Annotated in this window: 24 protein-coding genes; 9 read left to right on the forward strand and 15 right to left on the reverse strand. The window is 59.4% G+C overall.

Annotated features, from left to right (window positions below; genetic code table 11):
• The first annotated feature begins 173 nt into the window (after positions 1-173).
• The 4 genes from radC (at position 174) to mutM (ending at position 2432) form a co-directional block, all read left to right on the forward strand.
• Positions 174-857: a RadC family protein gene (radC, locus tag AAIE04_RS08505; RefSeq protein WP_004931197.1), complete on the forward strand. Its 684-nt coding sequence runs from the start codon at positions 174-176 to the stop codon at positions 855-857.
• Between the two features lie 262 nt (positions 858-1119).
• Entirely contained in the window at positions 1120-1356 is a 237-nt protein-coding gene (gene rpmB / locus AAIE04_RS08510) for a 50S ribosomal protein L28 (RefSeq protein WP_004931195.1), read from the forward strand.
• Between the two features lie 11 nt (positions 1357-1367).
• Complete coding sequence (gene rpmG / locus AAIE04_RS08515) at positions 1368-1535, forward strand: 50S ribosomal protein L33 (RefSeq protein ID WP_002442576.1); 168 nt, start codon at positions 1368-1370, stop codon at positions 1533-1535.
• A gap of 81 nt (positions 1536-1616) precedes the next feature.
• Entirely contained in the window at positions 1617-2432 is an 816-nt protein-coding gene (mutM, locus tag AAIE04_RS08520; protein WP_498576788.1) for a bifunctional DNA-formamidopyrimidine glycosylase/DNA-(apurinic or apyrimidinic site) lyase, read from the forward strand.
• A 3-nt stretch (positions 2433-2435) separates the two neighbouring features.
• Here mutM and coaD read toward each other — a convergent pair whose 3' ends face one another.
• The 3 genes from coaD to waaA are packed head-to-tail and all read right to left on the reverse strand — an operon-like array spanning position 2436 to position 4976.
• Positions 2436-2921: a pantetheine-phosphate adenylyltransferase gene (gene coaD, locus AAIE04_RS08525; protein ID WP_004931181.1), complete on the reverse strand. Its 486-nt coding sequence runs from the start codon at positions 2919-2921 to the stop codon at positions 2436-2438.
• A 3-nt stretch (positions 2922-2924) separates the two neighbouring features.
• On the reverse strand, positions 2925-3698 hold the full coding sequence (locus AAIE04_RS08530; protein WP_498576789.1) for a glycosyltransferase family 2 protein: 774 nt from the start codon (positions 3696-3698) through the stop codon (positions 2925-2927).
• Positions 3699-4976: a lipid IV(A) 3-deoxy-D-manno-octulosonic acid transferase gene (gene waaA / locus AAIE04_RS08535; RefSeq protein WP_019452200.1), complete on the reverse strand. Its 1278-nt coding sequence runs from the start codon at positions 4974-4976 to the stop codon at positions 3699-3701.
• A 125-nt stretch (positions 4977-5101) separates the two neighbouring features.
• On the opposite strand from waaA, the gene AAIE04_RS08540 reads away from it, so the two are divergent.
• Entirely contained in the window at positions 5102-6115 is a 1014-nt protein-coding gene (locus AAIE04_RS08540; protein WP_498576790.1) for a glycosyltransferase family 9 protein, read from the forward strand.
• A gap of 44 nt (positions 6116-6159) precedes the next feature.
• Here AAIE04_RS08540 and AAIE04_RS08545 read toward each other — a convergent pair whose 3' ends face one another.
• Genes AAIE04_RS08545 through rfaQ form a run of 3 tightly spaced genes read right to left on the reverse strand, consistent with a single transcriptional unit; the run spans position 6160 to position 9469 of the window.
• Positions 6160-7260, reverse strand: coding sequence for a glycosyltransferase (locus tag AAIE04_RS08545; protein ID WP_498576791.1), 1101 nt, complete (start codon positions 7258-7260; stop codon positions 6160-6162).
• Positions 7261-7262: 2 nt separating this feature from the next.
• A complete protein-coding gene (locus AAIE04_RS08550; protein ID WP_498576792.1) occupies positions 7263-8390 on the reverse strand; it encodes a glycosyltransferase family 4 protein in 1128 nt (375 codons plus the stop codon).
• Positions 8387-9469 (reverse strand): putative lipopolysaccharide heptosyltransferase III, encoded by a 1083-nt coding sequence (gene rfaQ, locus AAIE04_RS08555; protein WP_198637210.1) that lies wholly within the window; start codon positions 9467-9469, stop codon positions 8387-8389. The genes AAIE04_RS08550 and rfaQ overlap by 4 nt, the downstream gene beginning before the upstream one ends.
• A 210-nt stretch (positions 9470-9679) precedes the next feature.
• Here rfaQ and AAIE04_RS08560 point away from each other — a divergent pair, with 210 nt between their 5' ends.
• Together AAIE04_RS08560 and AAIE04_RS08565 are read left to right on the forward strand one after the other, a co-directional pair.
• On the forward strand, positions 9680-10636 hold the full coding sequence (locus AAIE04_RS08560) for a polysaccharide deacetylase family protein (protein WP_498576793.1): 957 nt from the start codon (positions 9680-9682) through the stop codon (positions 10634-10636).
• 8 nt (positions 10637-10644) lie between these two features.
• Positions 10645-11739 carry a glycosyltransferase family 9 protein gene (locus AAIE04_RS08565; protein ID WP_498576794.1) on the forward strand — a complete coding sequence of 365 codons (1095 nt, stop codon included), beginning with the start codon at positions 10645-10647 and terminating at the stop codon, positions 11737-11739.
• A gap of 36 nt (positions 11740-11775) precedes the next feature.
• Here the strand turns inward: AAIE04_RS08565 and AAIE04_RS08570 are convergent, their stop codons facing one another.
• The 6 genes from AAIE04_RS08570 to rfaD are packed head-to-tail and all read right to left on the reverse strand — an operon-like array spanning position 11776 to position 18149.
• A complete protein-coding gene (locus AAIE04_RS08570; protein ID WP_498576795.1) occupies positions 11776-12753 on the reverse strand; it encodes a glycosyltransferase in 978 nt (325 codons plus the stop codon).
• Entirely contained in the window at positions 12750-13991 is a 1242-nt protein-coding gene (locus tag AAIE04_RS08575; RefSeq protein WP_498576796.1) for an O-antigen ligase family protein, read from the reverse strand. The genes AAIE04_RS08570 and AAIE04_RS08575 overlap by 4 nt, the downstream gene beginning before the upstream one ends.
• Positions 13992-14019: 28 nt before the next feature.
• On the reverse strand, positions 14020-15186 hold the full coding sequence (locus AAIE04_RS08580) for a glycosyltransferase family 4 protein (protein WP_498576797.1): 1167 nt from the start codon (positions 15184-15186) through the stop codon (positions 14020-14022).
• On the reverse strand, positions 15183-16148 hold the full coding sequence (rfaC, locus tag AAIE04_RS08585) for a lipopolysaccharide heptosyltransferase RfaC (RefSeq protein WP_019452210.1): 966 nt from the start codon (positions 16146-16148) through the stop codon (positions 15183-15185). The genes AAIE04_RS08580 and rfaC overlap by 4 nt, the downstream gene beginning before the upstream one ends.
• 2 nt (positions 16149-16150) lie before the next feature.
• On the reverse strand, positions 16151-17197 hold the full coding sequence (gene rfaF, locus AAIE04_RS08590; RefSeq protein ID WP_498576798.1) for an ADP-heptose--LPS heptosyltransferase RfaF: 1047 nt from the start codon (positions 17195-17197) through the stop codon (positions 16151-16153).
• Between the two features lie 22 nt (positions 17198-17219).
• Entirely contained in the window at positions 17220-18149 is a 930-nt protein-coding gene (rfaD, locus tag AAIE04_RS08595) for an ADP-glyceromanno-heptose 6-epimerase (RefSeq protein ID WP_063918322.1), read from the reverse strand.
• A gap of 240 nt (positions 18150-18389) precedes the next feature.
• On the opposite strand from rfaD, the gene kbl reads away from it, so the two are divergent.
• Both kbl and tdh read left to right on the forward strand, forming a co-directional pair.
• Positions 18390-19586 carry a glycine C-acetyltransferase gene (gene kbl, locus AAIE04_RS08600; RefSeq protein WP_004931154.1) on the forward strand — a complete coding sequence of 399 codons (1197 nt, stop codon included), beginning with the start codon at positions 18390-18392 and terminating at the stop codon, positions 19584-19586.
• A gap of 9 nt (positions 19587-19595) precedes the next feature.
• On the forward strand, positions 19596-20621 hold the full coding sequence (tdh, locus tag AAIE04_RS08605) for an L-threonine 3-dehydrogenase (RefSeq protein WP_016929697.1): 1026 nt from the start codon (positions 19596-19598) through the stop codon (positions 20619-20621).
• A gap of 41 nt (positions 20622-20662) precedes the next feature.
• On the opposite strand, the gene AAIE04_RS08610 is transcribed toward tdh, so the two are convergent.
• The 3 genes from AAIE04_RS08610 to gpmM are packed head-to-tail and all read right to left on the reverse strand — an operon-like array spanning position 20663 to position 24507.
• Complete coding sequence (locus AAIE04_RS08610) at positions 20663-21616, reverse strand: divergent polysaccharide deacetylase family protein (protein ID WP_309530744.1); 954 nt, start codon at positions 21614-21616, stop codon at positions 20663-20665.
• A gap of 2 nt (positions 21617-21618) precedes the next feature.
• Positions 21619-22953 (reverse strand): murein hydrolase activator EnvC, encoded by a 1335-nt coding sequence (envC, locus tag AAIE04_RS08615; protein WP_498576799.1) that lies wholly within the window; start codon positions 22951-22953, stop codon positions 21619-21621.
• A 9-nt stretch (positions 22954-22962) separates the two neighbouring features.
• Positions 22963-24507, reverse strand: coding sequence for a 2,3-bisphosphoglycerate-independent phosphoglycerate mutase (gene gpmM, locus AAIE04_RS08620; protein ID WP_019452216.1), 1545 nt, complete (start codon positions 24505-24507; stop codon positions 22963-22965).
• Between the last annotated feature and the right edge of the window lie 17 nt (positions 24508-24524).

A 24524-nucleotide genomic window follows, 5' to 3' on the forward strand; every position in this document is an offset into this window, starting at 1 on the left:
TTGAAAGCCGAAAGATGCGCCATTTTAGCATATCCGCCGTTCAGGTGAGCGATTCCGCAATGGCTGCAAGGCGTTACATTGTGCTTTGCGAAACACTTCGCAATGTTATCAAACACCTGTCGAACGCGCCGGGTGGCACATGGCATGCTGTAGCCCTTTCAGGGAGGAACACGATGAGCAACCCGATTGTGGCGTGCTGGCCGGGCGCGTTGGCACCGCGTGAAAAGCTGCTGATGCAAGGAGCGGCGTCGCTGTCCGACGCAGAGCTGTTGGCCATTTTCTTGCGCACCGGATTGCCCGGCGTGCATGTGATGCAGTTGGCGGAACAACTGCTGCGCCGATTCGGCTCGCTTTATCATCTGATGTCGGCCGATCATCAGGCTTTTTGTAGCCAAAAAGGCCTGGGCGACGCCAGCTATACCCAACTGCAGGCGATTGCCGAGCTGGCGCTGCGCTTCTTTTCCAGCCACTTGTCGCAGGAAAATGCCATGCTCAACCCGCGCGTCACCCAGCATTACCTGCAAAGTCTGCTGGCGCATCGCGAGCGAGAGGTCTTTTTGGTATTGTTTTTAGACAATCAGCACCGGGTTATTCGCCATCAGGAGATGTTTGCTGGTACCATCAGCAGCGTCGTCGTCTACCCGAGAGAAATTGTGCGTGAAGCGCTGAAGGCTAATGCAGCCGCGCTGATTCTCGCGCATAATCACCCCTCGGGTAAGGCTGAACCCAGTCACGCCGACCGTTTGATAACCGAGCAAGTGGTGAAAGCCTGCCAGTTATTGGAGATCCGAGTGCTTGATCATTTGGTGATCGGTCGGGGTGAATGCGTCTCTTTTGCCGAGCGCGGATGGCTTTAAGCGATTTTTTCGCGATCCTTGTGGGATCTTTAGCTGTTCGGGACTTGAGCACTTACGCTTCAGAGCGTATACTACGCCACCTTTGAGAATCTTGGGTTTGGCGCAAGAGCCTATCTCAGCAGGTTTCTGACCTGATGTGTGGTTTCTACCTGATGACGAGAGTCTCCTCAGTATGAAGTTTGCTGAGATGGGCTCTAAAAGCCTGACGAGGCGGCCATACCCTATACGAAGCTCGAGCTGATTTGATTTTTGGAGAATAGACATGTCCCGAGTCTGCCAAGTTACTGGCAAGCGCCCGGTGAGCGGTAACAACCGTTCCCACGCAATGAACGCGACCAAACGCCGTTTTCTGCCTAACCTGCACTCACACCGTTTTTGGGTTGAGGCTGAGAAGCGCTTTGTAACTCTGCGTGTATCTGCTAAAGGTATGCGTGTTATCGATAAGAAGGGTATTGAGACGGTTCTGGCCGATCTGCGTGCCCGTGGTGAGAAGTATTAAGGAACTGAATCATGGCTAAAGGTGTTCGCGAGAAGATCAAGCTGGTTTCTTCTGCTGGTACTGGTCACTTCTATACCACCACGAAGAACAAGCGTACTAAGCCGGAAAAATTGGAACTGAAGAAATTCGATCCAGTTGTCCGTCAGCACGTAGTATACAAAGAAGCTAAAATTAAATAATTTTAGTGGATTAATGAAAAACCCGGCCTTGGCCGGGTTTTTTGTTTTATAAAGGGTAGAAAACGTCGGAGGGGAAGCCAGATGCCTGAATTACCGGAAGTTGAGACGAGCAGACGCGGTATAGAGCCTTATCTTGTCGGCCACAGCATTCAGTATGCGGTGGTACGCAACGCGCGCCTGCGCTGGCCGGTTTCCGAGCAGATCCTGACGCTGAGCGATCAGCCGGTACTCAGCGTGCAGCGTCGGGCCAAATACCTGCTGATCGAACTGCAGCGCGGTTGGATTATCGTGCATCTGGGCATGTCGGGCAGCCTGCGCATGCTGCGTGAGGAAAACGAAGACGAAGCCGGCAAACATGACCACGTTGATCTGGTGATCAATAACGGCATGATCCTGCGCTATACCGATCCGCGCCGTTTCGGCGCCTGGCTGTGGTGCGAAGATTTGGCGACCAGCAGCGTGTTGGCTCACCTGGGGCCGGAGCCGCTGAGCGAAGCGTTCAATGGCGACTACCTGTATGAAAAATTACGCAATAAGCGCACGTTGATCAAACCGTGGCTGATGGATAACAAGCTGGTGGTCGGGGTCGGTAACATTTACGCCAGCGAATCGCTGTTCAGCGCCGGGATCCTGCCCGATCGTCCGGCGGGATCCTTGAGCAAAGCCGAAGCGGCCTTGTTGGCGCAGACCATCAAGGCGGTGTTGCAACGTTCCATCGAGCAGGGCGGCACGACATTGCGCGACTTTTTGCAGTCGGACGGCAAACCGGGGTATTTCGCGCAGGAGCTGCAGGTTTACGGGCGGGCGGGAGAACCGTGCCGCGCATGCGGCACGCCGATTGAATCCGCCAAACATGGGCAGCGCAGCACCTTCTTTTGCCGCCGCTGCCAGCGCTGAGCATCACTCGGCGGCGAGCTTGGCCATCAGCGCCTGGGTGACCACATCGGGCAGGAAAGGCGCGATATCGCCGCCGTGGCGGGCGACCTCCTTCACCAGTGAGGAGGAGATGAACGACCACTCTTCGGAAGGCATCAGAAATACGCTTTCCAGTGTCGGCATCAAGTGACGGTTCATGTTCGCCAACTGCAATTCGTATTCAAAGTCAGACACTGCACGCAGCCCGCGCACCAGGATATTGGCGTTCTGGTGGGCGGCGAAGTGCGCCATCAGCTCACTGAAGCCCAGCACTTCCACATTGTCCAGATGCGAGGTGACCTGCGTCGCCAACGCCACGCGTTCATCCAGGCTGAACAGCGGTTTTTTGCTCGGGCTGGCGGCGATGGCCAGAATCACGTGATCGAACATCAGTGACGCGCGCGTCACTAAATCCAGGTGGCCGTTGGTCATGGGATCGAAGGTCCCGGGATAGATGGCTTTGCTGGTCATGATTCACTTCTCTGAGTAGTTGCGGCCGAATGCCCATAATGCGGCATATTTATTGAAGGTATATTGCGCGTTGACCACCGCTAACAGCAACCCCTGTTTACCGTCCAGGAAGCCGGCGCGCAGCAGCCAGGTTTTGACGAAGGCGCCGAGCGTGTGGGTCAGGATGGACAGGTAGCCGCAGCGCTTGCCGGCCCGGTGGCGCTGCACGGCCCACTCTTCGGCGTAGCGCAGCTGTTTACGCTGGAAGGCGAAGAAATCGCGGCAGGTCAGGTGCAGCATATCGCCGCTGAGGGGGATGACTTTAGCGTCGCCGATGTTCAGCGATTCGTGCACCAGATCGTCGTTATAGCGATAGCGTTGGTTGGCGTACAGGCGGTTGACGCGGTCGGGATACCAGCCGCTGTGGCGCATGAAACGGCCAAGGAACAGGTTGCGCCGCGCGCAGCTGTAGACGGCGCCGTCGTCCGGCGCGTTCAACACCTGTTCGATAGATTGCCGCAGCTCGGGCGTGACGCGTTCGTCGGCGTCGATCATCAAAACGTAGTCATGGCTGGCGTAGCTTTGCGCCAGCTGACGCTGCTTGCCAAACCCTTGCCAGTCGGTGTGCGTGAAGACTTTGGCGCCCAGGCTTTCGGCGACGGCGACGCTGTCGTCTTCGCTGCCGGAGTCCAGCACAATGATTTCATCGGCCCACTCGACCGAGCGCAGACAGTCCGGCAACAGCCCGGCTTCGTTTTTGGCGATCATCACCACCGACAGGCTTTTGCGGCTGCTCATTCAGTGACTCCGGGGCGGCAGGTGCGGTTCCAGCAGCTGCAGCAGGCGCTGCAACGCTCCCTGATTCTGATACAACACTTCCACCGCATGACGACCATAGTAGCGGCGGTAGTCTTCGTCGGTCAGCAGGGTTTCCACTTCCTTCACCAGCGAATCGACATCGGTTACGGTGATCAGGCCTTCGGCCTGCGAAAGCTTGGCGCAAATGTCTTTAAAGTTGAAGGTGTGCGGGCCCATCAGCACTGGGATGGCGTGCGCGGCGGCTTCCAGCGGGTTGTGCCCGCCACGTTCCACCAGGCTGCCGCCGACAAAGGCCAGATCGGCGATGCCGTACAGCAGCATCAGCTCGCCCATGGTATCGCCGATCACCACCTGAGTGCTGCCGGATGGGATTTCGCCGCTGCTGCGCAGGGTGTAGCTGAAGCCGGCTTTCTGCACCAGCTCTTTGGCGGTCGGGAAGCGTTCCGGGTGACGCGGCACCAGGATCAGCAGCAGGTCGGGGTGTTTTTCCAGCAGTTTGCGATGCGCTTCCAGCAGGATGGTTTCTTCACCCTCATGGGTGCTGGTGGCGATCCACACCGGGCGGCGCGGCGCCCATTGGCGGCGCAGCGTAACGGCGCGGGCGGCCAGCTCCGGGGTGACGGAGATATCGAATTTCAGGCTGCCGGTGACGGCCAACTGAGAGCGTTTCAGGCCCAGTTCGATAAACCGATCGCCGTCTTCCTGGTTCTGTGCGGCGATCAGCGTAATGCGGCGCAGCATATCGCGCATGAACCCGCCAATTTTCTTATAGCCAGCGGCGGAGCGTGCCGACAGACGCGCATTGGCGATCACCAGGGGGATCTGCCGCTGATGCAGCGCGTTGATCAGGTTAGGCCATAGCTCGGTTTCCATAATGATCACCAGCTTGGGATTCACCTGGTCGAGGAAGCGGTTCATGGAACCGGGCAGATCGTAGGGCAGATAGACATGATGCACGTCTTTGCCGAAAGCGGACTGGACGCGTTCTGAACCTGTTGGGGTCATTGTGGTCACAGTTATCGGCAAAGCGGGGTAACGGTGGCGTAGTGCCCGCACCAGCGGGATGGCCGCCAGCGTTTCGCCGACGGAGACGGAATGCAGCATGATGCCGCCTGGCACGACTTTCCCGGCGCAGAAGCCATAGCGTTCCGCCCAGCGTTTACGGTAGGCTGGAGCTTTGCGGCTGCGCAGCAGTAAGCGGAGCCAGATCAGGGGTTGGATGAGGTAGAGTAGTACCTGATATAAACGCAGCAACATTCTATCAATTTCATTTATATGGGTTATTCGGAATAGTACCATAACTGGAAGGGAAAGGCGCTAATTTGGTAACCTTGGGTGTCAGTTTCAGACAACCGGCGAGCGATTTCGCCGATAGGCTCGGAATGAAGAATATTTTAATTATTCGCCGCGATAACATCGGCGATCTTGTTTGCACCACACCTCTGATCGAAGGGGTGAAAATTGCCTATCCAGACGCTAAAGTTTATCTGCTGATCAATAAAGTCAGCCAGGACGTTGTTAAAAACAACCCTCATCTCGAGAAAGTTTTTGTCTATAAAAAGGCCAAGCATAAGGCGAAAAATGAAACGACGTTGGGCGTTTATTTCGAACGTCTGATGATCTTCCTGAAGCTGCGCAAAATAAAGTTCGATGCGGTCATTCTGGCCAACCCGGTACCTTGCAAATACAGCCTGCGTTTAGCGAAAATGGCCGGCGCAACCCATATTATCGGCGCCGATTTGGGCACGAAAGATATTGATCGCCCGTTTCGCAAGGACGATTTCCGCGGCCAACATCAGGTCGAACACACTTATAGCTACTTATCGGCGATAACCGATCAATCCATTCCAATCCCTCCGGTGCGGGTGTTTCTGACGCCGGAAGAGCGGCAGCTGGCGGCGCAGCGGCTGCAGGAACGTCTGCCGCCGGTCGAACGAGTCTGCGCCGTGCATATCAGCAGCCGCAGCCCGAAAAGGCGCTGGCCGGTTGAGCGCTATGCCGAAATCATCAACCGTCAGACTGCCGATCCCCACACCGGCGTGCTGATTTTCTGGTCGCCGCAGGGCACGCTGGCACCGGACGACATCGGTGACCAGCAGCGCGCAGAACAGCTGTTGGCGCTGTGCCAAAACGAACGCGTCGCGCTTTATCCGACGGCCTCGGTGCGTGAGCTGTTGGGCGGGTTTGATTTATGCGATCGGGTGCTGTGCAGCGACGGCGGGCAGATGCATCTTGCCGCTGCGTTGAATAAGGATATGGTGGTGTTCTTTGGCGATACCGATAAAGCGTCCTGGCATCCATGGACCGGTCGTCATCATATTTTGCAAAGTGAGTCTGGGCACTGTGAAGATGTTTCTGTCGATGAAGTTTGGCAGAAAATGCAGGCGCTCAACTAGCGAAGAAAATAAGGCAGGCGTCTCCTGCCTTATTTATTTCTTTATTATTTTTTTTTCAGTTCCAGATATTGGCGGCAAATAGGTTCCAGCCCATAGCTCAGCAATTGCTGTTGATTTATCTGCGGCGGCTTGGCGTAAATTTCCGCCATTTTTGCTGCCAGCGACGCTTCGCTTAATTCCGCCAGCGCGTTAGCCATTCCGGCTTTTTCCAGAATTTCCGCAGGGCCACCCGGACAACGGGTGCTGACCACCGGCGTGCCGCACAGCAGCGATTCTACCAGCACGTTACCGAACCCTTCGCTGTCGGAGCTGAGCACCAGCAGTGAGGCATGGCGAATAAACGGGTAGGGATTGGCCTGAAAACCGAGAAACAGCACGCGTTCTGCGATGCCTAGCTCCGCCGCCAGGCGTTTGGCGTCGGCGACTCTGGCGTCGTCTCCGGTACCGATCAAGGCCAATGGCGCCTGAATGCCGGACTGCGCATAGGCTTTCAGCAGCCGGTCATGCCGCTTTGCGGGGTGAAAACGGCCGACATGCACCAAATAGTCCTGGCCGGCCAGTTCGCAAGGCGCCGCGGCCTGTTGCTGGATGGCGTCGATGTCGAACGGGTTGTTGATGACCGCCAGCCGGCGCGGGCGGATCGGCAAGTTCTGCTGCAGATCGTCGCCGACCGCCTGTGAAACGGCGACGATATTTCTCCCCTGGTAAACGTTGGCGATTTTGCGCTGCTTCAGCCAGCGGTCCAGGCCCTTGCGGTGGCCGAGGTAGGAGGTGGAGAGAATGCCGTGAATGCAGAACCACAGACGATCCGCGGCCAACCGCTTGCTGCGGCTGACGATGCGATCGGTTTTATGCAGGTTGGAGAACACCAGATCGAACGCGCCGTGTTGGCGTTCGTGTTCGGCTATCGCCCGATCCAGCGCAGCGGCGCGGCGCGACAGCTCGGTCAGCTTGCGCCAGGGGGCACGGCTGCGATCGGCCACCACCTGATAATCAATGCCTGACGGGATAGGGTAATTGCAGACGTCGCGCAGCGAGATAAGGCTGACGTCATGCCCCTGTTGCTGCATACCCTGACACAGGGTCAGCACCACTTTTTCCGCGCCGCCTCCCGGCAGGCCGTCGATGATCATCAGAATACGCATAGCTAGTCCAGTAACCGGTTATAGAGAGAAATCAGCTGTTTGGAGAGATGCGCCGGCGTAGCCGTCATAATGCGCAATCTCGCCGCTTCGCCCATGGATGATCCCAGCGCCTGGCGCGGCAGCGCACGGATAGCTTCAGTGATGGCCGGCACGTCGAGCGCGTCGGTGACGAAGCCGTTTTCGCCAGGGGTGATAAATTCGGCGCCACCGCAGGTGGTGCTGGTGACAACCGGCAGGCCGCATGACATCGCTTCCAAAATCACGTTGGGGAACGGATCGTACAGCGTCGGCAGCAGCAGCGCGTCCGCCGCCTGGTAGAACGGCAAGGTCTGCTTCTGCACGCCCATAAAGTGAATGCGATCGCTGCAGCCCAGCGACTGCGCCAACGCACGGTAGCGTTTTTCGGCCTTGTCTTTGCCGACCACCAGGAGATGGCTGTCGGTCGCCGCCACGGCGCGGATGGCGGCGGCCAGCCCTTTACGCTCGAAGCCGGAGCCGACGAAGATCAGGCAGTGCGCCTGTTGCGGGATCTGATATTGCTCGCGCAGGCCGCGGCGCAGGGCCTCGTCGGCGGGTGGGAATTTCTGATTGTCGATGGCGTTATAGATCACCGTGATCTTGTCGGCGGGCACGCCAAAGTCGGCGATGATCTCCTGCTTGATCATCTCGGCGTTGCAGATGACGGCTTTCAGCTCCGGCGCAGCGTACATGGCGCGTTCGGCGCACATCACGTAGCGGTGATAGCGGTTTGAAAACAGCCATTTACGCCGCCATTCCGGCAGCAGACGCGCGCGTTGCAGCAGCCAGCGGCGATGTACGCCGTCGCCGGCGCGGTAGATGTCACAGCCGGGAATGCGCTCGTGGCTTTGTACTAAATCGAAGCGCTCTTTCTGCCACAGCGCCCTGGCCGCCACGGCGAACCCCCGCTCGCGGCTGATGCGGCCGAGCTTTAACGGGTTGCACAGGTGGATGTGCCAGTTGGGATTGGCGTCACCCTGCCATTCACGAGTGATGACGTTCAGATCGAGATCCTGTTGCTCCAGCGCCTCCAGGGCGCGGGAAACGAAACGTTCGGCTCCGCCATCCGGGCGGTATTTTTGGCGAACGATCGCCAAACGAAATGCTTTCATGCCAGCGTGCTCCGCGCGGCTGCAATCACCGCGTCTGTAGGAATAAGGTCGAGATACCGTTCGTCGGTGCCGGTATCGATGGCGTCCGGATCGGGCAGTTCACCGAAGTCACCGGCCCAGATCACGGCGCCGGTAGCCTGCCATGGCCGCCAGAAGGTCAGCTTGGAAGGGCCGAACAGCGCTATGCATGGTGTTTGCAGCGCAGCGGCCATGTGCATCGGCACCGAATCCACGCCGATAAACAGTTTGGCGTGATCGATTAAGGCGGCCAATTGGCGCAGCGTCAGTTGCCCGGCCAACGAGATCACGCCCTGCGGCGGGCTGAGCGCCAAAATGCGCTCCACCATGGCTTTTTCTCTGGCGTCGGGGCCGGAGGTGATCACCAACTGGTGGCCGTCCGCCTGTAAGGCGGTGAGGGTAGCGGCCATCTTCTCTTCGCTCCAGCATTTGAAGAACCAGCGCGACGTGGGCTGCACCACAATATAACCGCCGGCGACGCCCTGTTTCTGCAACAGTTGCTCACAAGCCTGCCAATCCTTTGGATCATAACTCATGGTCACACGTTCATTGAGCGCGGGCAGGTTCAGCGGTGCCAGCAATGAGAGATTCTGTTCGACGGTATGCAGGCGGGCGTGATTGTCTACCGGTACCAGCTGCGTGTGACAGTGGCGCCACACGAAGCCGCGGCGTTTGGGAAAATCGAAGCCCAGACGGATGCGCGCGCCGGTCAGGCGCGTGAGGATGGCGCTGCGCCACTGATCGGCCAGGTTGACCACCAGATCGTAGCGCTGCGCTTTCAGGCGGCGCAGCAGCGCCAGTTCGTGCCCCAGGTGCGCGCGGGTGCCCTGCTTTTTCCATTGGCGATCGATGGCGAACAGGGTCGACAGCTCCGGATTACTGGCCAGCATCTCCCGCGTTTCCTGATACAGCAGCACATCGATCTGCGCCTGCGGGTAGTTTTGCCGCAGGCTGCTGATGACCGGCGTGACCAGCAGCATATCGCCGTGGTGGCGCAGTTTTATGATCAGAATACGCTGTACGGATGGGGCGGAAGTTAGGGCTGGCGCGTCGTTCATCATGAGTCGCTTTCTGGGAAACCAATCTTTGATTCTAAATGACCCGATCGCATGTGGCTACTGTTGCACGGTTTTCTTGCCGGGCGGCAAAAAAATCGCCGGGTCGGGGACGAATGCGTCTCAACGTTGTCCAAACCAGGCAGCAAAGTCGTTTGCCCTGGCGAAACGGCCTGCGTAACATAGTGCATTCTGTTGATATCAGGCTCGATATTCATGACTAAACCGGCGTTTCTCATCACCATTGATACCGAAGGCGATAATCTGTGGCAAAACCACGATCGCATCGCGACCGAAAACACGCGTTTCTTGCCGCGCTTTCAGGCGCTGTGCGAAAAATACGCCTTCAAACCGGTTTATCTCACCAACTATGAAATGGCGATGGACCCGGCTTACGTCGAGTTTGCGCGCGACGTGATCGCCCGCGACGCCGGCGAGGTGGGGATGCACCTGCACGCCTGGAACAGCCCGCCGCTGACGCCGCTGACCGACGACGACTGGCGCCACAAACCTTATTTGATCGAGTATCCCGCCGATCAGATCCGCGCCAAGGTCGATCACATGACCAAGCTGCTGGAAGACGCTTTCCAGACCAAGATGCTCAGCCATCGCGCCGGCCGCTGGGCGTTCAACGAATACTACGCCTCACTACTGCTGGAGTATGGCTATCAGGTGGACTGTTCGGTCACGCCGCGGGTCAACTGGCAGTTTTCGCCGGGCAATCCGCGGGGCAACGGCGGCACGGATTACAGCCGCTTCCCGTCGCAGGCCTATTTCATCGATCCGCAGAACATCGCCAAACCGGGCGCTTCGTCGCTGCTGGAAGTGCCGATGAGCATTCAGTACAAGCACTCGGCGCTGATGAATGCGTTCAAGCAGGGTTATGACCGGCTGCGCGGCAAGCGGCGCTCGCCATCCGTCAACTGGCTGCGCCCGAGCGGCGGCAATGTGGACAAGATGATAGGCGTGGCTGAGGCGTCGCTGGCGCAGGGGCATGGCTACGTCGAATTTATGCTGCACTCCTCCGAATTTATGCCGGGCGGCAGCCCGACGTTCAAGACCGAGCAGGATATCGAAGTGCTGTACCGCGATCTGGAACAGCTGTTTGACTGGCTGCAGCAGCGTACGGTGGGCATGACGCTGGCCGAGTATTATCAACTTAAAGCGAACTAAGAACTCACATGTCGAAGAAATGGAAAATCAAGGTTGCCGACTGGTTCTTGCGCCGCTATACGGCGAAATACGGCCGTTTTCAGGACAAGGCGACGTTTGACGGCGCCCAACAGTTTGACAATATCGTCATCTATTCCACCACGGCGTTGGGCGACTTCATGTTCAACACGCCGGCGCTGAGGGCGATGAGGGAACGCTACCCCAGCGCCCACATCACGCTGGTGGTGCACAAGAAAAACCGCGAGCTGGTGGAAAACGGTCGTTATTACGATCGTGTGGTGTATTGGGACAGCAAGATCAAGACGATACGTCCATTGCTGAAATCGCTGCGCGAACATCGGCCGGATTTGGCGCTGATTCTGCACTCCCACCTGCCTTATGACATCATCAGCGCCGTACTGGCCGGGGCGAAGTACATTATCAGGGATAACTACAGCTCGGGCATTTGCGGGCTGGAGCCTTGGCTGACCAACTACATCTTCCATTATTACGGCCACTTCGTGCGCCGCAAACTGGAGCTGATTTCCATCCTGGGTTGCCGCAGCGACGATCCGACGATGGAAATTCCCGTGGACTATCAGCGCGGCGTCAAAAGCAGCGAGCATCCTACCATCGGTTTTCAACTGGGGGCGTCAACAGAATCGCGTTGCTGGCCTGTTTCGCACTATGCGCGGCTGGCCGATGAGCTGGTGGCGAAGCACCCTAATGTACGTATCGTGCTGATAGGCGCACCGTTTGACGACGGCAAGGCAAAGCAGTTTATGAGCCTGATCGGCCCGCAAACGCAGGCCTGCGTGGATAACCAGATCGGTAAAACGGGGCTGCAAGGCTTGCTGACGCTGATCGACAGTTTTCATGTTCTGGTCACCGGCGATACCGGGCCGCTGCATCTGGCGGTGGCGCTGAAGGTGAAAACCATCAGCCTGTTCGTGACCGCCGACTCACGCTCTACCGGCCCGATTCAGGATGCTGAACTGCACCGTATCATTCAGGTGTCGCGTACCGGTTATACGATGCCGCTGGAGGCAGAAAGCCCGATGGGGGTCATCCAGCCGCAGCGGATTTATGATGAGTTGGTCACGCACGTGCCTTTGACGTGCTAGAGGTGCGGTACCGCACCGGCCGCCTGGCCGATGCGGTTAGTGCGGCTTACGCCCGCGCAGTCTCGAAAGAAAGGTATCCACGCGCGCATAGCGCATCTGGCGGACTTTTTTGCTCGGCACGTCGCTGTTGCGGCAGATCTCAGCGGTGCGACGCAGGATATGCAGCGTTGCCGGCGCGTAATGATAATAGCCGTATACCGCCTTCGACATGCTTTTCACCTCGGAAAAGCAGTTGGCCAGCATCAGGGCGGCCAACCGGCGCAGCGGCTCATCCCCGGGATGCTGCGCCACAAAACGCAGCATTTTCTCCATGGCGAACAGCAAATCTTCGATATCTTTGGGTTTGATATTGCGGGTGATGCCTTGGCTGTTGTCCCGATAGAAATAGAGTTCGCAGTCGAGATGGGCGATGCGGCGGGTTTTGAAATACTGAAAAGGCGTGAAAATCACGTCTTCATAGCGCCTGCCGTCTTCGAACGTTTCCCCTTCCAGCAGCGTACGTTTATACACGCGGCTCCAGAGATGCCACATCGAGCGTGCAAACAGCGGTTGCAGGCAGCCGAGCCCCAACTGTGGAAAGTCGTAGGCCACGGGCTGCACTGCGCGGTTATTCGGGGTTGGCGGTTGTTCGGTAAACTTCTGATAATTGAAGTCGATCAGGTCATCTTCCCCGGCTGTCAGCAAGGGCCGCAGGATCGCCAGGTAGTCGTCGCTCAGCAGATCGTCGCCGTCGAGAAAAGTGATATAACGCCCGGTGGCCCGTTGCAGGCCGACATTGCGGGCGTGCGCAATGCCGCCGTTGGCTTGTGAAGTAAAGACCACGCGCGGATGCCGCCGCTGCGCCAGATAGTGGCTGACCAGCGCGCCGGAAGCGTCGGTGGAGCCATCGTCGATGATCACCACCTCGATATCGTCGCTAATCTGTGCAAATAACGAATCCAGCGCAGCGATAACGAACGCTTCATTATTATAAAACGGCACGATAACGCTGAGCAGCGGCTGCTGAGGATTCACGGGGTGGGCTCCTGAACAGGGGGTTGTTTCGGGACGGAAAGAACAGCGGCGATCAGCGCCAGGCAGAATATGACGGTGCCTTCCGTGCTGAAGAAGATGACGTCGCTCAGGCCGTAAACGAACAGGCTGGCGCTGACGCTCAGCAGCAGCGCGTTGCGCTGCGGCCGGAAGGAAGAGAAGAACAGGCTGACATAGAGCGCCAGCAGCAGCAGTGCGCCCCAGGCGCCTTTGAGCGAGTAGGTTTCCAGCAGCTCGTTGTGCAGGTGGACGTTGATGTAGGGCATGACGCCAGACAGGCGAGGCTGCTGTGCGACCATGGCACGGATCTCTTCGCCGCGCTGCTCGGCGGATTGGCCCCAAGGGGCTTGTGAACCGGTACGCCATGCCAGCGTTTGCATCGACAGCCGGGAAATGATCGAGTTTTCAGTCTGTGGCTGATCCATCAGGCGCATGTCGGTCTCAAAGGCCTGAATGCGTTCCTCTATCTGCGGTTTAAACACCAGGCCACAAGCTACGAGCAGCAGCGGCACCGAGGCCACCAACGCGAGTTTGTGTTTCCTGGAAACCAGCTGCTTGGTCGCCAGCAGCGACAGGCAGACCGCCCCCGGGTAGACCAGCATGGCCGCGCGCGTGCCGGTGAGCACCAAAGCAGAGAAGGACAGCAGGAATGCCGCAATGTACCACACCAGACGGTAGCGGGTGCGCAGCATCAGGATGGCCTGCATCATCACCAGATCGATGGCGGTCATCAGGTAGGCAGCGACCGTGGCGCGATCGAAATTGAGCTCTACGCGCGGAATATCCAGACGCAGCCCCTGATAGAGAGAATAGCCGTTGACCGCCAGACCGGTAACGAGAGCTACAACGATCAGCAGACGCTGCGCACACAACCGCTCATTGAGCGCGATCAGCAGGATGAACGCGGTAGCGAGCTGCAGTTTGCCGGTCGACATATAAGAGCGATAAATGTTGATGTAGTCACCCGGCTGTTTGAAGTGGTGCATCCAGAGGATGGTTCCCATGCCCACGCTGAACATCAGTGCGGGCAGCAGCAGATTTTTAACGTTGCTGAAGTAGTAGCGCGGGTACAGGCAAACGGCGATAAAGGCGATGTAGCTGGAAACGTAAAACAGATTGCGTCCGGTCGCGGAACCGAAAGGAATGGTACAAAAAGCGATGGCGCACCCCAGATAGATCAGATAGCTGAAGGCAGGGTGCGGCGTTCTGTGTTTTAGCATCGGGCGTGTTTTCCGGCTCACGTTTTAATCAAGCGATGAAGGATCGCAGCGTGTCGTCGAACTCAGCTTTGAACTGAGCATAGTTGAAATGCTCAGCAGGATAGTGCTGCGCATTGCGGCTCAGAGTCTGGTAGGTTTCGCGCTCCAGTAATTTCTCAACGGCATCCGCACAGTCGAGATGCGACAGCAGCTTGGGCGACACCAGACTGTCGGTCAACGGATCGTAGACCTCATGCGGGAAGTCGACCCCGATACCGGTGAGCTGTCGGTGTTGTTCAATGGTGAGCGATGGCGTCAGGCCAATGCCGCAGACGCCGTCTTTCACCGCCTCCGGCTGGCCGTCAACCTGCGGGAAAATGACCGGCACGCCGAAATAGAGCGATTCCATGCAAGACAAGCCAAACGGTTCGGTTATCGGTGTACTCATGTAGATATGCGTACGATTGAAGAAGCCGGCGACATCATCCTGGTAGCCGCTAAAAGTCACGCGATCGCCGAGCTGAAGCCGGGCCGCCAGCGCCTCGAGCGCTGCGCGATCCGGCCCTTTGCCGGCCACTTCCAGCGTGACGTCATGTCCGCGCCGCAGCAATTCCTGCATCATCAGCAGCGAAACGCTGATGCCTTTCAGGCTGACCAGGCGCGAGGCGGTGCCGATCCTGATCGGCTGTGACAGCACTTTCGGCGCGTCGGCGATCCCCGCCGGCGTCTTGATGCGGTTGATCACTACGTGGTTTGGGCAAGGCAGATTAAAGCGTAGCTCCATCACCCGTTTCGACGCGTGTGAGGCGGAAATCACGCCGTCCAGCATGGCGAAGAAACGCAGCGTCTTTTGATTTTTCGGGTAACGCCAGGAGCAACCGTGATCGTAGTAAACCAGCTTGCCGCGTTTGGGTTTGGCCACCAGCCCTGGCACCAGGTCCCAGACGATCACCACGTCGGCGTTCGCTCGTTCGATTTTCCACTTCAGCAGAAATTTACGCAGGAACTGCGGGCAGCGCAGCGCCAGCGAATTGACCAGACGGTTGGCGAAGATAATAGGTTGATGCGCGGGCAACTGGCGGCGGATCTCTTCGCCGATGTCGGGGCTGATGCACAATATCTGGTTACTGCCGTCGGTGGTATCGTTGATGTACTGCAGGAACAGGCGCTCGACGCCGCCCATTTTACCCAGGTTGATAATATGCAGTTTTTTCATGCTATAACCTTTTGCAACGCCTGCCATGCTGTATCGGCGTCGATTGTCGCCATGCTTTTTTCCGGCGAAATCAGCGAGTGCTGATTTTGCCCGTAGCCGCCGATCAGGCCGGGATCGGTCGGCCCGAACAGCGTGATGTTCGGTTTGTCGAGCGCGGCGGTCAAATGGCTTAGCCCGGTGTCGACCGAGACCACCCCTTTGGCGCCGGCCAGCACTTCGGCCACCTGCTGCAGGCTGAGTTTCGGCAGCACCTCGACATGCGTAAAACCTTCCGCCAACCGCAGCGCGCGCTGATGTTCATGCTCCGCGCCCCACGGCAGTTTGATCTTCAGTCCGCTGTCGGCCGTCAGCGCGATCAGCTCACGCCAGTTTTGCTCCGGCCAGTGTTTATCGTCACGGGTCGTAGCGTGCAAAAACACCAAATACTGTCCGGCATCGGCCGGCGGACTGCTGAGAAAACGCGCGGCGATGGCGTAATCGCCGTAGCTGCCCGGTTTGTCGTAACCGAGGCTTTTGGCGAACAGCTCGCGCGTGCGTTCCACCGCGTGCTGCTGTTTGTCTATCTCATGGCGAACGTTGTAGAACCAGCTGGCGAACGGCTCGCGTGCGCTCTTGCAGTCGGGGCCATGCTTGTTGCCCTTGGCGATGCGCGTGATCAGCGCGGCGCTTTTGATCAGGCCCTGTGCGTCGATCACCACATCGTAGCGGCGTTCTTGCAGCGCGCGCTTGAAGTCGCAGCGCTGCTGCCGGGTGTCGTTGCCGAACCAGTTTTTACGCCAGCGGCGAATGGCCACCGGGATCACGCGGTCCACTGCCGGGTGCCAGGTGGGGATTTGGCTGAAGCCTTCTTCCACCACCCAGTCGAAGCGGATATCGGGAATGGCCTGCAGCGCGTCGGTCAGGGCGGGCAGCGTATGCAGCACGTCCCCCATCGAGGAGGTTTTTACGATTAACACCTGCATGACTATTCCTCGCTGGCGACAAGCAACGGCGTCAGCGCGTCCAACACTTGCTGCGGCTGAATATCGATCAAACTTTGGTGGTATCCCTGATCGGCATCGCCTTTACGCACCTTGTGGTAGCCGCTGATCAAACGGATAACGCGCGCCTTGTCGGAGAGCGGCGGCGTGAAGTCGGGGCTACTTGGGCCGTACAAGGCTATCAGCGGTTTGTTCAACGCGGCGGCAACGTGCATTAAACCGGAGTCGTTGCTGACCACCGCCCGACAGGCCGCGATCAGGATAACCGCCTGCTCCAGCTGGGTTTTCCCGGCCAGGTTGAGGCAGAAATCGCGCGCGTCTTCCTGCAATGCGGCGCGGATCTGTTCACCGGCTTCGTGGTCTTTCGCCGAACCGAACAGCGCGACCTGATAGCCGCTCTCGATCAGCTGCTGAGCCAGCGTTGCGTAGTGATAATGCGGCCAGCGTTTGGCGGGGCCGAACTCCGCGCCCGGGCAGAAGCCGACGATCGGTCGGCTGTCGGTCAGGTTAAAGACCGAAGTGGTTTCGGCGATCTCTTCGTCGCTCACCTGCAGCTGCGGCCACAGCAACGGCTGCGGCAGATCGTCGGCGCGCTGAATGCGGCCTTTGTCATAGGCCAGCGCCACGTAGCGCTGCACCATCAGCGGGAAGGCCGCCTTGTCGAGCACGCGGACGTCGTTCAGCAGGCCGTAACGCATTTCGCCTCGCCAGCCGGTGCGCTGCGGGATATCGGCGAAGAAGGGTACCAGCGCGGATTTGAACGAGTTGGGCAGAACGTAAGCGCGATCGTAACGGTTGGCGCGCAGGGCGCGCCCCAGGCGGCGGCGCTCGCCGAGCCCCAGCGCGCCGTGGCCCAGCGGCATCGCCAGCGCCTGATTGACTTCCGGCATGCGCGCCAGCAGCGGGCGGCACCAGGCCGGCGCCATCACATCGATCTCCGCCGACGGGTATTCGGCCTTCAGGGTGCGATAGAGACTTTGCGACATCATCATGTCGCCAACCCAAGAAGGGCCGATAACCAGTATTTTCATACCCAGCGTTAGTTCCTTCAGCTTATGCGGTGCGGTTCAACCAGGCCATGTACTCTTTCACGCCTTCGGCGACCGTTTTGAACGGTGCGTCGTAGCCGGCGGCGCGCAGCTTGGTCAGATCGGCCTGGGTGTACGCCTGATAGCGGCCCTTCAGCTTCTCCGGGAACTCGATGTATTCCACCGCGCCCTTCTGGTGGAAGTCCACCACCGCGTCGGCCACCGCCTGGAAGGTTTCCGCCCGGCCGGTGCCGCAGTTGAAGATGCCGGATTTGCCGGTTTCCCAGAACCACAGGTTGACCGCCGCCACGTCGCCGACGTAGATGAAGTCACGCTTGAAGTTTTCGCTGCCGGCGAACAGTTTCGGGTTTTCGCCGCGGTTGATTTGGGTGTTCAGGTGGAAGGCGACGCTGGCCATGCTGCCTTTGTGGCCTTCGCGCGGGCCGTAAACGTTGAAGTAGCGGAAGCCGCAGATCTGCGAGTCCGCTTCCGGCAGGATCTCGCGCACGTACTGATCGAACAGGAATTTGGAGTAGCCGTACACATTGAGCGGCGCTTCATATTGGCGCTCTTCGATGAACTCTTCGCGGCCGCCGTAAGTGGCGGCGGAGGAGGCGTACAGGAACGGAATTTCGCGATCCAGGCAGTAGTGCAGCAGGTCTTTGGAGTACTGATAGTTATTGTCCATCATGTACTTGCCGTCCCACTCGGTGGTCGCGGAGCAGGCACCTTCGTGGAAGACCGCTTCGATATCACCCAGATCGTCGCCGGCCACGATGCTGGCGATAAAGTCTTCTTTATCGACATAGTCGGCGATGTCCAGATCGACCAGGTTGACGAACTTGGTGCCGTCTTTCAGGTTATCCACCACCAGGATATCGCGATATCCCTTGTCGTTCAGTGCCTTAATGATGTTGCTGCCGATCATGCCGGCGCCGCCTGTGACGATAATCATTGGGTTACCCCTGCTAAGCTGCCTGGTGGAGCACAATGCCCCACGCTCAATGGCGGTTATCATAGCATTTCATGCCGCGGCAAACAGCGTAAGGGCTCCGAATATCCCGCATTGCCATTGAAGTCCGCTTTTTGCCGTGATATCTGCTGCAATTTTAATATTCTCTCCCGCGCATTCTCGTCAGTTTGGTTACAAATCAGTAAAATATGCCGCAAATAGCCCAATCCTGGAGATAACCGAATGTCAGCGTCTTTTTATCAGCAGTTGGAACAACAGCTTGCCGCCACTCGCAGTGAAGGGCTGTTCAAGGAAGAACGCATCATCACCTCCGCGCAACAGGCGGATATCGCCGTCGCCGACGGCAGCCATGTGATCAACTTCTGCGCCAATAACTACCTGGGCTTGGCCAACCATCCGGCGCTGATCGCCGCCGCCAAGTCGGGGATGGACAGCCACGGTTTCGGCATGGCGTCGGTGCGCTTCATCTGCGGCACTCAGGACAGCCACAAACAGCTGGAACAGAAACTGGCGGCCTTCCTGGGTATGGAAGACGCGATCCTGTACTCCTCCTGCTTCGACGCCAACGGCGGGTTGTTCGAAACCCTACTTGGCCCGGAAGACGCCATTATCTCCGATGCGCTGAACCACGCGTCGATCATCGACGGCGTGCGCCTGTGCAAGGCCAAGCGCTATCGCTACGCCAATAACGACATGACCGAGCTGGCCGCGCAGCTGAAGCAGGCCAAAGCCGACGGCGCGCGTCACATTCTGATCGCCACCGACGGCGTATTCTCGATGGACGGCGTGATCGCCAACCTGAAAGGGGTGTGCGATCTGGCGGACGAATATCAGGCGCTGGTGATGGTGGATGACTCCCACGCGGTAGGCTTTGTCGGCGCCAACGGGCGCGGTACTCATGAATACTGCGAAGTGATGGGCCGCGTCGATATCATCACCGGTACGTTAGGCAAGGCGCTGGGCGGCGCTTCCGGCGGCTACACCGCCGCCAAGAAAGAAGTGGTGGAGTGGCTGCGCCAGCGTTCGCGCCCGTACCTGTTCTCCAACTCGCTGGCGCCGGCGATCGTCGCCGCATCGATCAAAGTGCTGGAACTGCTGGAAGAGGGCGATGCCCTGCGCGATCGCCTGTGGGCCAACGCGCGGCTGTTCCGCGAAAAAATGACCGCCGCCGGCTTCACCCTGGCCGGCGCCGATCACGCCATCATCCCGGTGATGCTGGGTGAGGCGAAGCTGGCGCAGGAGTTCGCCAATGCGTTGCTCAAGGAAGGCATCTATGTGACCGGTTTCTTCTATCCGGTGGTGCCGAAAGGCCAGGCGCGCATCCGTACCCAGATGTCTGCCGACCACACCCCGGAGCAAATCGAACGCGCAGTGGCGGCGTTTACACGTATCGGTAAGGATCTTGGCGTTATTGCATAAGGTAAAACCATGAAAGCACTGTCAAAACTGAAAGCGGAAGAAGGGATTTGGATGACCGACGTGCCTCAGCCGGAGCTGGGCCACAACGACATCATGATCAAAATCCGCAAAACCGCGATCTGCGGCACCGATGTGCATATCTACAACTGGGACGAGTGGTCGCAAAAAACCATTCCGGTCCCGATGGTGGTCGGCCATGAATACGTGGGCGAAGTGGTGGCGATCGGTCAGGAAGTCAAAGGCTTCAGCATCGGCGATCGCGTGTCCGGCGAAGGGCATATCACCTGCGGCCATTGCCGCAACTGCCGCGGCGGCCGCACACACCTGTGCCGCAACACCGTCGGCGTGGGCGTGAACCGTCCGGGCAGCTTCGCGGAATACCTGGTGATCCCGGCGTTCAACGCCTTCAAGATCCCGGATAACATCTCCGACGAACTGGCTTCGATCTTCGATCCGTTCGGTAACGCGGTGCACACCGCGCTGTCGTTCGATCTGGTCGGGGAAGATGTGCTGGTGTCCGGCGCCGGCCCGATCGGTATCATGGCGGCGGCGGTGTGCAAACACGTCGGTGCTCGCCATGTGGTGATCACCGACGTTAACGAATACCGTCTGGAACTGGCGCGCAAGATGGGCGTGACCCGCGCGGTGAACGTCAGCAAGGAAAACCTCAGCGACGTGATGGCCGAACTGGGCATGACCGAAGGGTTCGACGTCGGCCTGGAAATGTCCGGCGCGCCGCCGGCCTTCCGCACGCTGCTTAATGCGATGAACCACGGCGGCCGCATCGCCATGCTGGGCATTCCGCCTTCGGATATGTCGATCGACTGGAACCAGGTCATCTTCAAAGGGCTGTTTATCAAAGGGATTTACGGTCGCGAAATGTTCGAGACCTGGTACAAGATGGCGGCGCTGATCCAGTCCGGCCTGGATTTGACCCCGATCATCACCCACCGTTTCTCGATCGACGAGTTCCAGCAGGGCTTCGACGCCATGCGCTCCGGCAAGTCGGGCAAAGTGGTGCTGAGCTGGGATTAATCTCGGCAGACGTGAAAAGGGCCGGAATTCCGGCCCTTTTTTTATGCTTGCGGTTTGGCTTGCGTCCAGTGCTGCCAATGACGCTTGATGAAGGTCACCGGTGGCGAAGTGGCGATGCTGTCGGCGATGACGCCCAGCGCGGTGCCGGCGTTGGTACTTTCCTTCGGCGGTTTGACCTTGCACTGCTTGATGCCGCCGCTGAACGGGTTCTTCGGCTGCGGTTTCTGCGGTTTAACCGGCGGTGGGACGTAGCTGCCGCCGCCGTTGCCCTGCGGTTCGTTCAGCAGTGCGCTCGGCTTGACCAGCACGATATCGGCGGGCAGCGACGGCAGCATCTGCTGCAGCACTTTCACCGTCGCCGGGCGCGGGTGGCCAATGGCGATGGCGGAGCCGTTGCGCCGCGCCAATTCGACCGCGCGGTTGAACTGACGGCGGATGTCGGCCTCGTTTGCGGTATCGTCGAGGAACACCTTGCGTTTGATCACTTTCACGCCGGTGCCGGCCGCAGCGCGGGTTGCCTGACTGCTGCCGATGGTCATGCTGTCGAGGAAATACAGACGATAGCTTTCGAGCGCCTGCATCACTTTCTGCATGCCCGGCAGGCTGGAGGTCATGGCGCTGCCCATGTGGTTGTTCATGCCGACCGCATAAGGCACGTTGTTCACCGCGTTGCGGATGATGCGCTGGATCTCTTCGCTGCTCATGGAGGGCTGCAGAGTATCGCGCTCCAGCGGCTGCTTGCTGAGCGGCGCCATCGGCATGTGGATCAAGACTTCGCGGCCCTGGCTGTGGGCGCGGGTGGCCATCAGGCGGGCATGCGGCGCGTTGGGCAACACCGCGACCGAGATCGCCGTCGGCATTTGCAGCACCGCGTTTTCTTCGTGAGGGCGGTAGCCCACGTCATCGATGACGATGGAGAGTTTCCCTGCCTGCGCAGCGTAAACCTGCAGCAGACAGCCGATTAACAGAGCTGTACGGGTTTTGACATAGCGCAAATCTATCTTCCCAACCACGGCAGTGGGTTAACCGCCTGTCCCTGACGACGGATTTCGAAATAGAGCGACGGCGTTCCCTGGCCGCCGCTGGTGCCTACCAGAGCGATCGGCTGGCCGGCGCGCACCTGCGCCCCGACGTTGACCAACGCGCTTTGGTTGTAGCCGTACACGCTCATGTCGCCTTTACCGTGTTCGACCACCACCATCAGGCCATAGCCTTGCAGCCAGTCGGCCAGCAGCACGCGGCCATCGGCGACGGCTTTCACTTCGCTGCCTTCGCGGGCTTCAATCACCATGCCTTTCCAGTGTAGCTCGCCCTGCTGCGGTTCGCCAAAGCCGTGCAGCGTGCGGCCGCGCACCGGCCACATCAGCTGGCCGGCCGGACGACCGAGGCCGCCGGTACGCGCCATCAGCGAGCGATCGGCTTCGCTCGGTTTGTAGGTGGTGCCGGTTTTCTTCGCCTGCTGTTCCTTGATGCGCACCTGTTCGCGCACCTTGGCCGCTTCACGCGCTTCGCGTTCGGCGCGCGCACGGGCTTCGCGCTCCGCCCGGGCGATCTTGTCGCGCATGCGGGCTTCGTTCTGGCGCAGTTCCACCAGGCGTTGTTGGTCTTTTTCCAGCGAGGCTTCCAGCGCGGTCAGCGTTTGCTTGCGGGCGCCGCGCGCCTGCTCCAGCTTCTGCTGCTGCGTCTGTTGCTCGCCCAGGAGGGATTTTTGCTGGCCCTGTTTGGCCACCAGCGTGGTTTTTTGCTTCGCCAGTTCAGCGCGGGTCTGCTTCAGCTCTTCGATGGTTTTCTGACGCGCTTCGTTCAGATAGCCGAAATAGGCCAGAATACGTTCGCTGCGCTGGCTTTCTTCACCGCTGAGGATCAGCTGCACGGCGCTGTGCTGCCCTTGCCGGAAGGCGGCGTCGAGCTGTTTGGCGAGGAGGTTTTGTTGGGTCGACTGCTGCTTTTGCAGCTTGGCGATCGAGGCGTTCAGGCCGGAAATGTCCTTGCCCAGCTGGGTGAGCGTGCCCTGGGTGTCGCGCAACTGGCGGCTGGCCTGGGCGATGGTTTTTTCCTGCTGACGCAGCTGATCCTGCAGCGAGCTGCGCTGCTGTTGTTGCTGCTTCACCGCTTTTTCTTTCTCGGCGATGCTCTGCTGGATGTCTTTCAGCTGGGATTTATTGTCTTCCGCCGCCTGGCCGGCGAGCGGCAACAGCAAGACGCCAGCGCAAAATACGCTGGCGCACATGGCGGTGAACGTCCTTGGCGCGGTGCGTTCAGGCAGCGGTCGGCTGCCTGCGTTTGCGCTTCGGGTTACCCTTGATAGTGCAAAAAACGCCTTCTCCCTCATGGAGAAGGATTATTCCACGATGAACAGCGGCTTACCAGTCATCTCTTGCGGGATTTCCATTCCCATCAGTGTTAGCAGGGTTGGCGCGATGTCCGAAAGCTTGCCGCCTTCGACCGCCCGCGCCGGTTTGCCGACGTAAATCAGCGGCACCGGCAGGCTGGTGTGGGCGGTGTGCGCCTGCCCGGTGGCCGGATCGCGCATCTGTTCGGCGTTGCCGTGATCGGCGGTGATCAGCAGCTGGCCATCGACGTCGCGCACGGCGTCAACCACCTGAGCGATGCACGCGTCCAGCGTTTCCACCGCTTTGACCGCCGCTTCATACACGCCGGTATGCCCCACCATGTCGCCGTTCGGGTAGTTGCAGATAATGGCGTCGTATTTGCCGCTGCGGATGGCGCTCAGCAGCTTGTCGGTCAGCTCGGCGGCGCTCATCTCCGGCTGCAGATCGTAGGTGGCGACCTTCGGCGAGTTGACCAGCACGCGGTCTTCGCCCTTGAACGGCGCTTCCACGCCGCCGTTATAGAAGAAGGTGACGTGGGCGTATTTTTCGGTTTCCGAGATGCGCAGCTGGGTTTTGTCGTGCTTCATCAGCCATTCGCCGAAGGTGTTGGCCAGCGACGCCGGCGGATAGGCGCAGGCGGTCGCGATGTCGGCAGCGTACTCGGTCAGCATCACGAAATCGCCGAACTGCACCCGCTTGGCGCGCGGGAAACCGTCAAAATCCGCGTTCACGAAGGCGCGGGTGATCTGGCGCGCGCGGTCGGCGCGGAAGTTCATGAAGATCAACGCGTCGCCGTCCTGCATCGCGGCATCGGCCTCACCGGCGGCGCGAATGACGGTCGGTCTGACGAACTCGTCGTTTTCACCGCGTTCATAGGCGGCCTGCAAGCCGGCAGCCGCATCGTCGGCCAGGTAGTCGCCTTTGGCCGCGGTCAGCAGGTCATAGGCCAGCTGCACGCGATCCCAGCGGTTGTCGCGGTCCATCGCGTAATAACGCCCGATCAGCGAAGCGATGCGCCCGACGCCCAGCGCGGCGAAGGCATCGCGGCAGCGTTGCAGCGGGGCTTCGGCGCTGCGTGGCGGGGTGTCGCGCCCGTCGAGGAAGGCGTGCAGATAGATGGCTTTGGCGCCGCGCTGGGCGGCCAGCTTGATCATGGCCAGGATGTGCTCGTCGTGGCTGTGCACGCCGCCCGGCGACAGCAGGCCCATGATATGCACCGCCTTGCCGGCCGCCACTGCCTTGTCGACGGCGGCAGTCAGCACCGGGTTGGCGAAGAAGTCGCCGTCGGCGATCGCTTTGTCCAGCCGGGTCAGATCCTGATACACGATGCGCCCGGCGCCCAGGTTGACATGACCGACTTCGGAGTTGCCCATTTGCCCGTCGGGCAGGCCGACATCCAGCCCGGAAGCGGCGATCAGCGTATGCGGCTGCTCCTTCCACAGGCGATCCATCACCGGGGTGCCGGCGTTCAGGATCGCGTTGTCCTCCCGCTCTTCACGGTGGCCGTAACCGTCCAGGATCACCAGTACCATCGGTTTTTTGTTGCTCGACATTGCATTGACCTCTTATG

This window comes from Serratia sp. Ae19-1 (genome assembly GCF_059801225.1).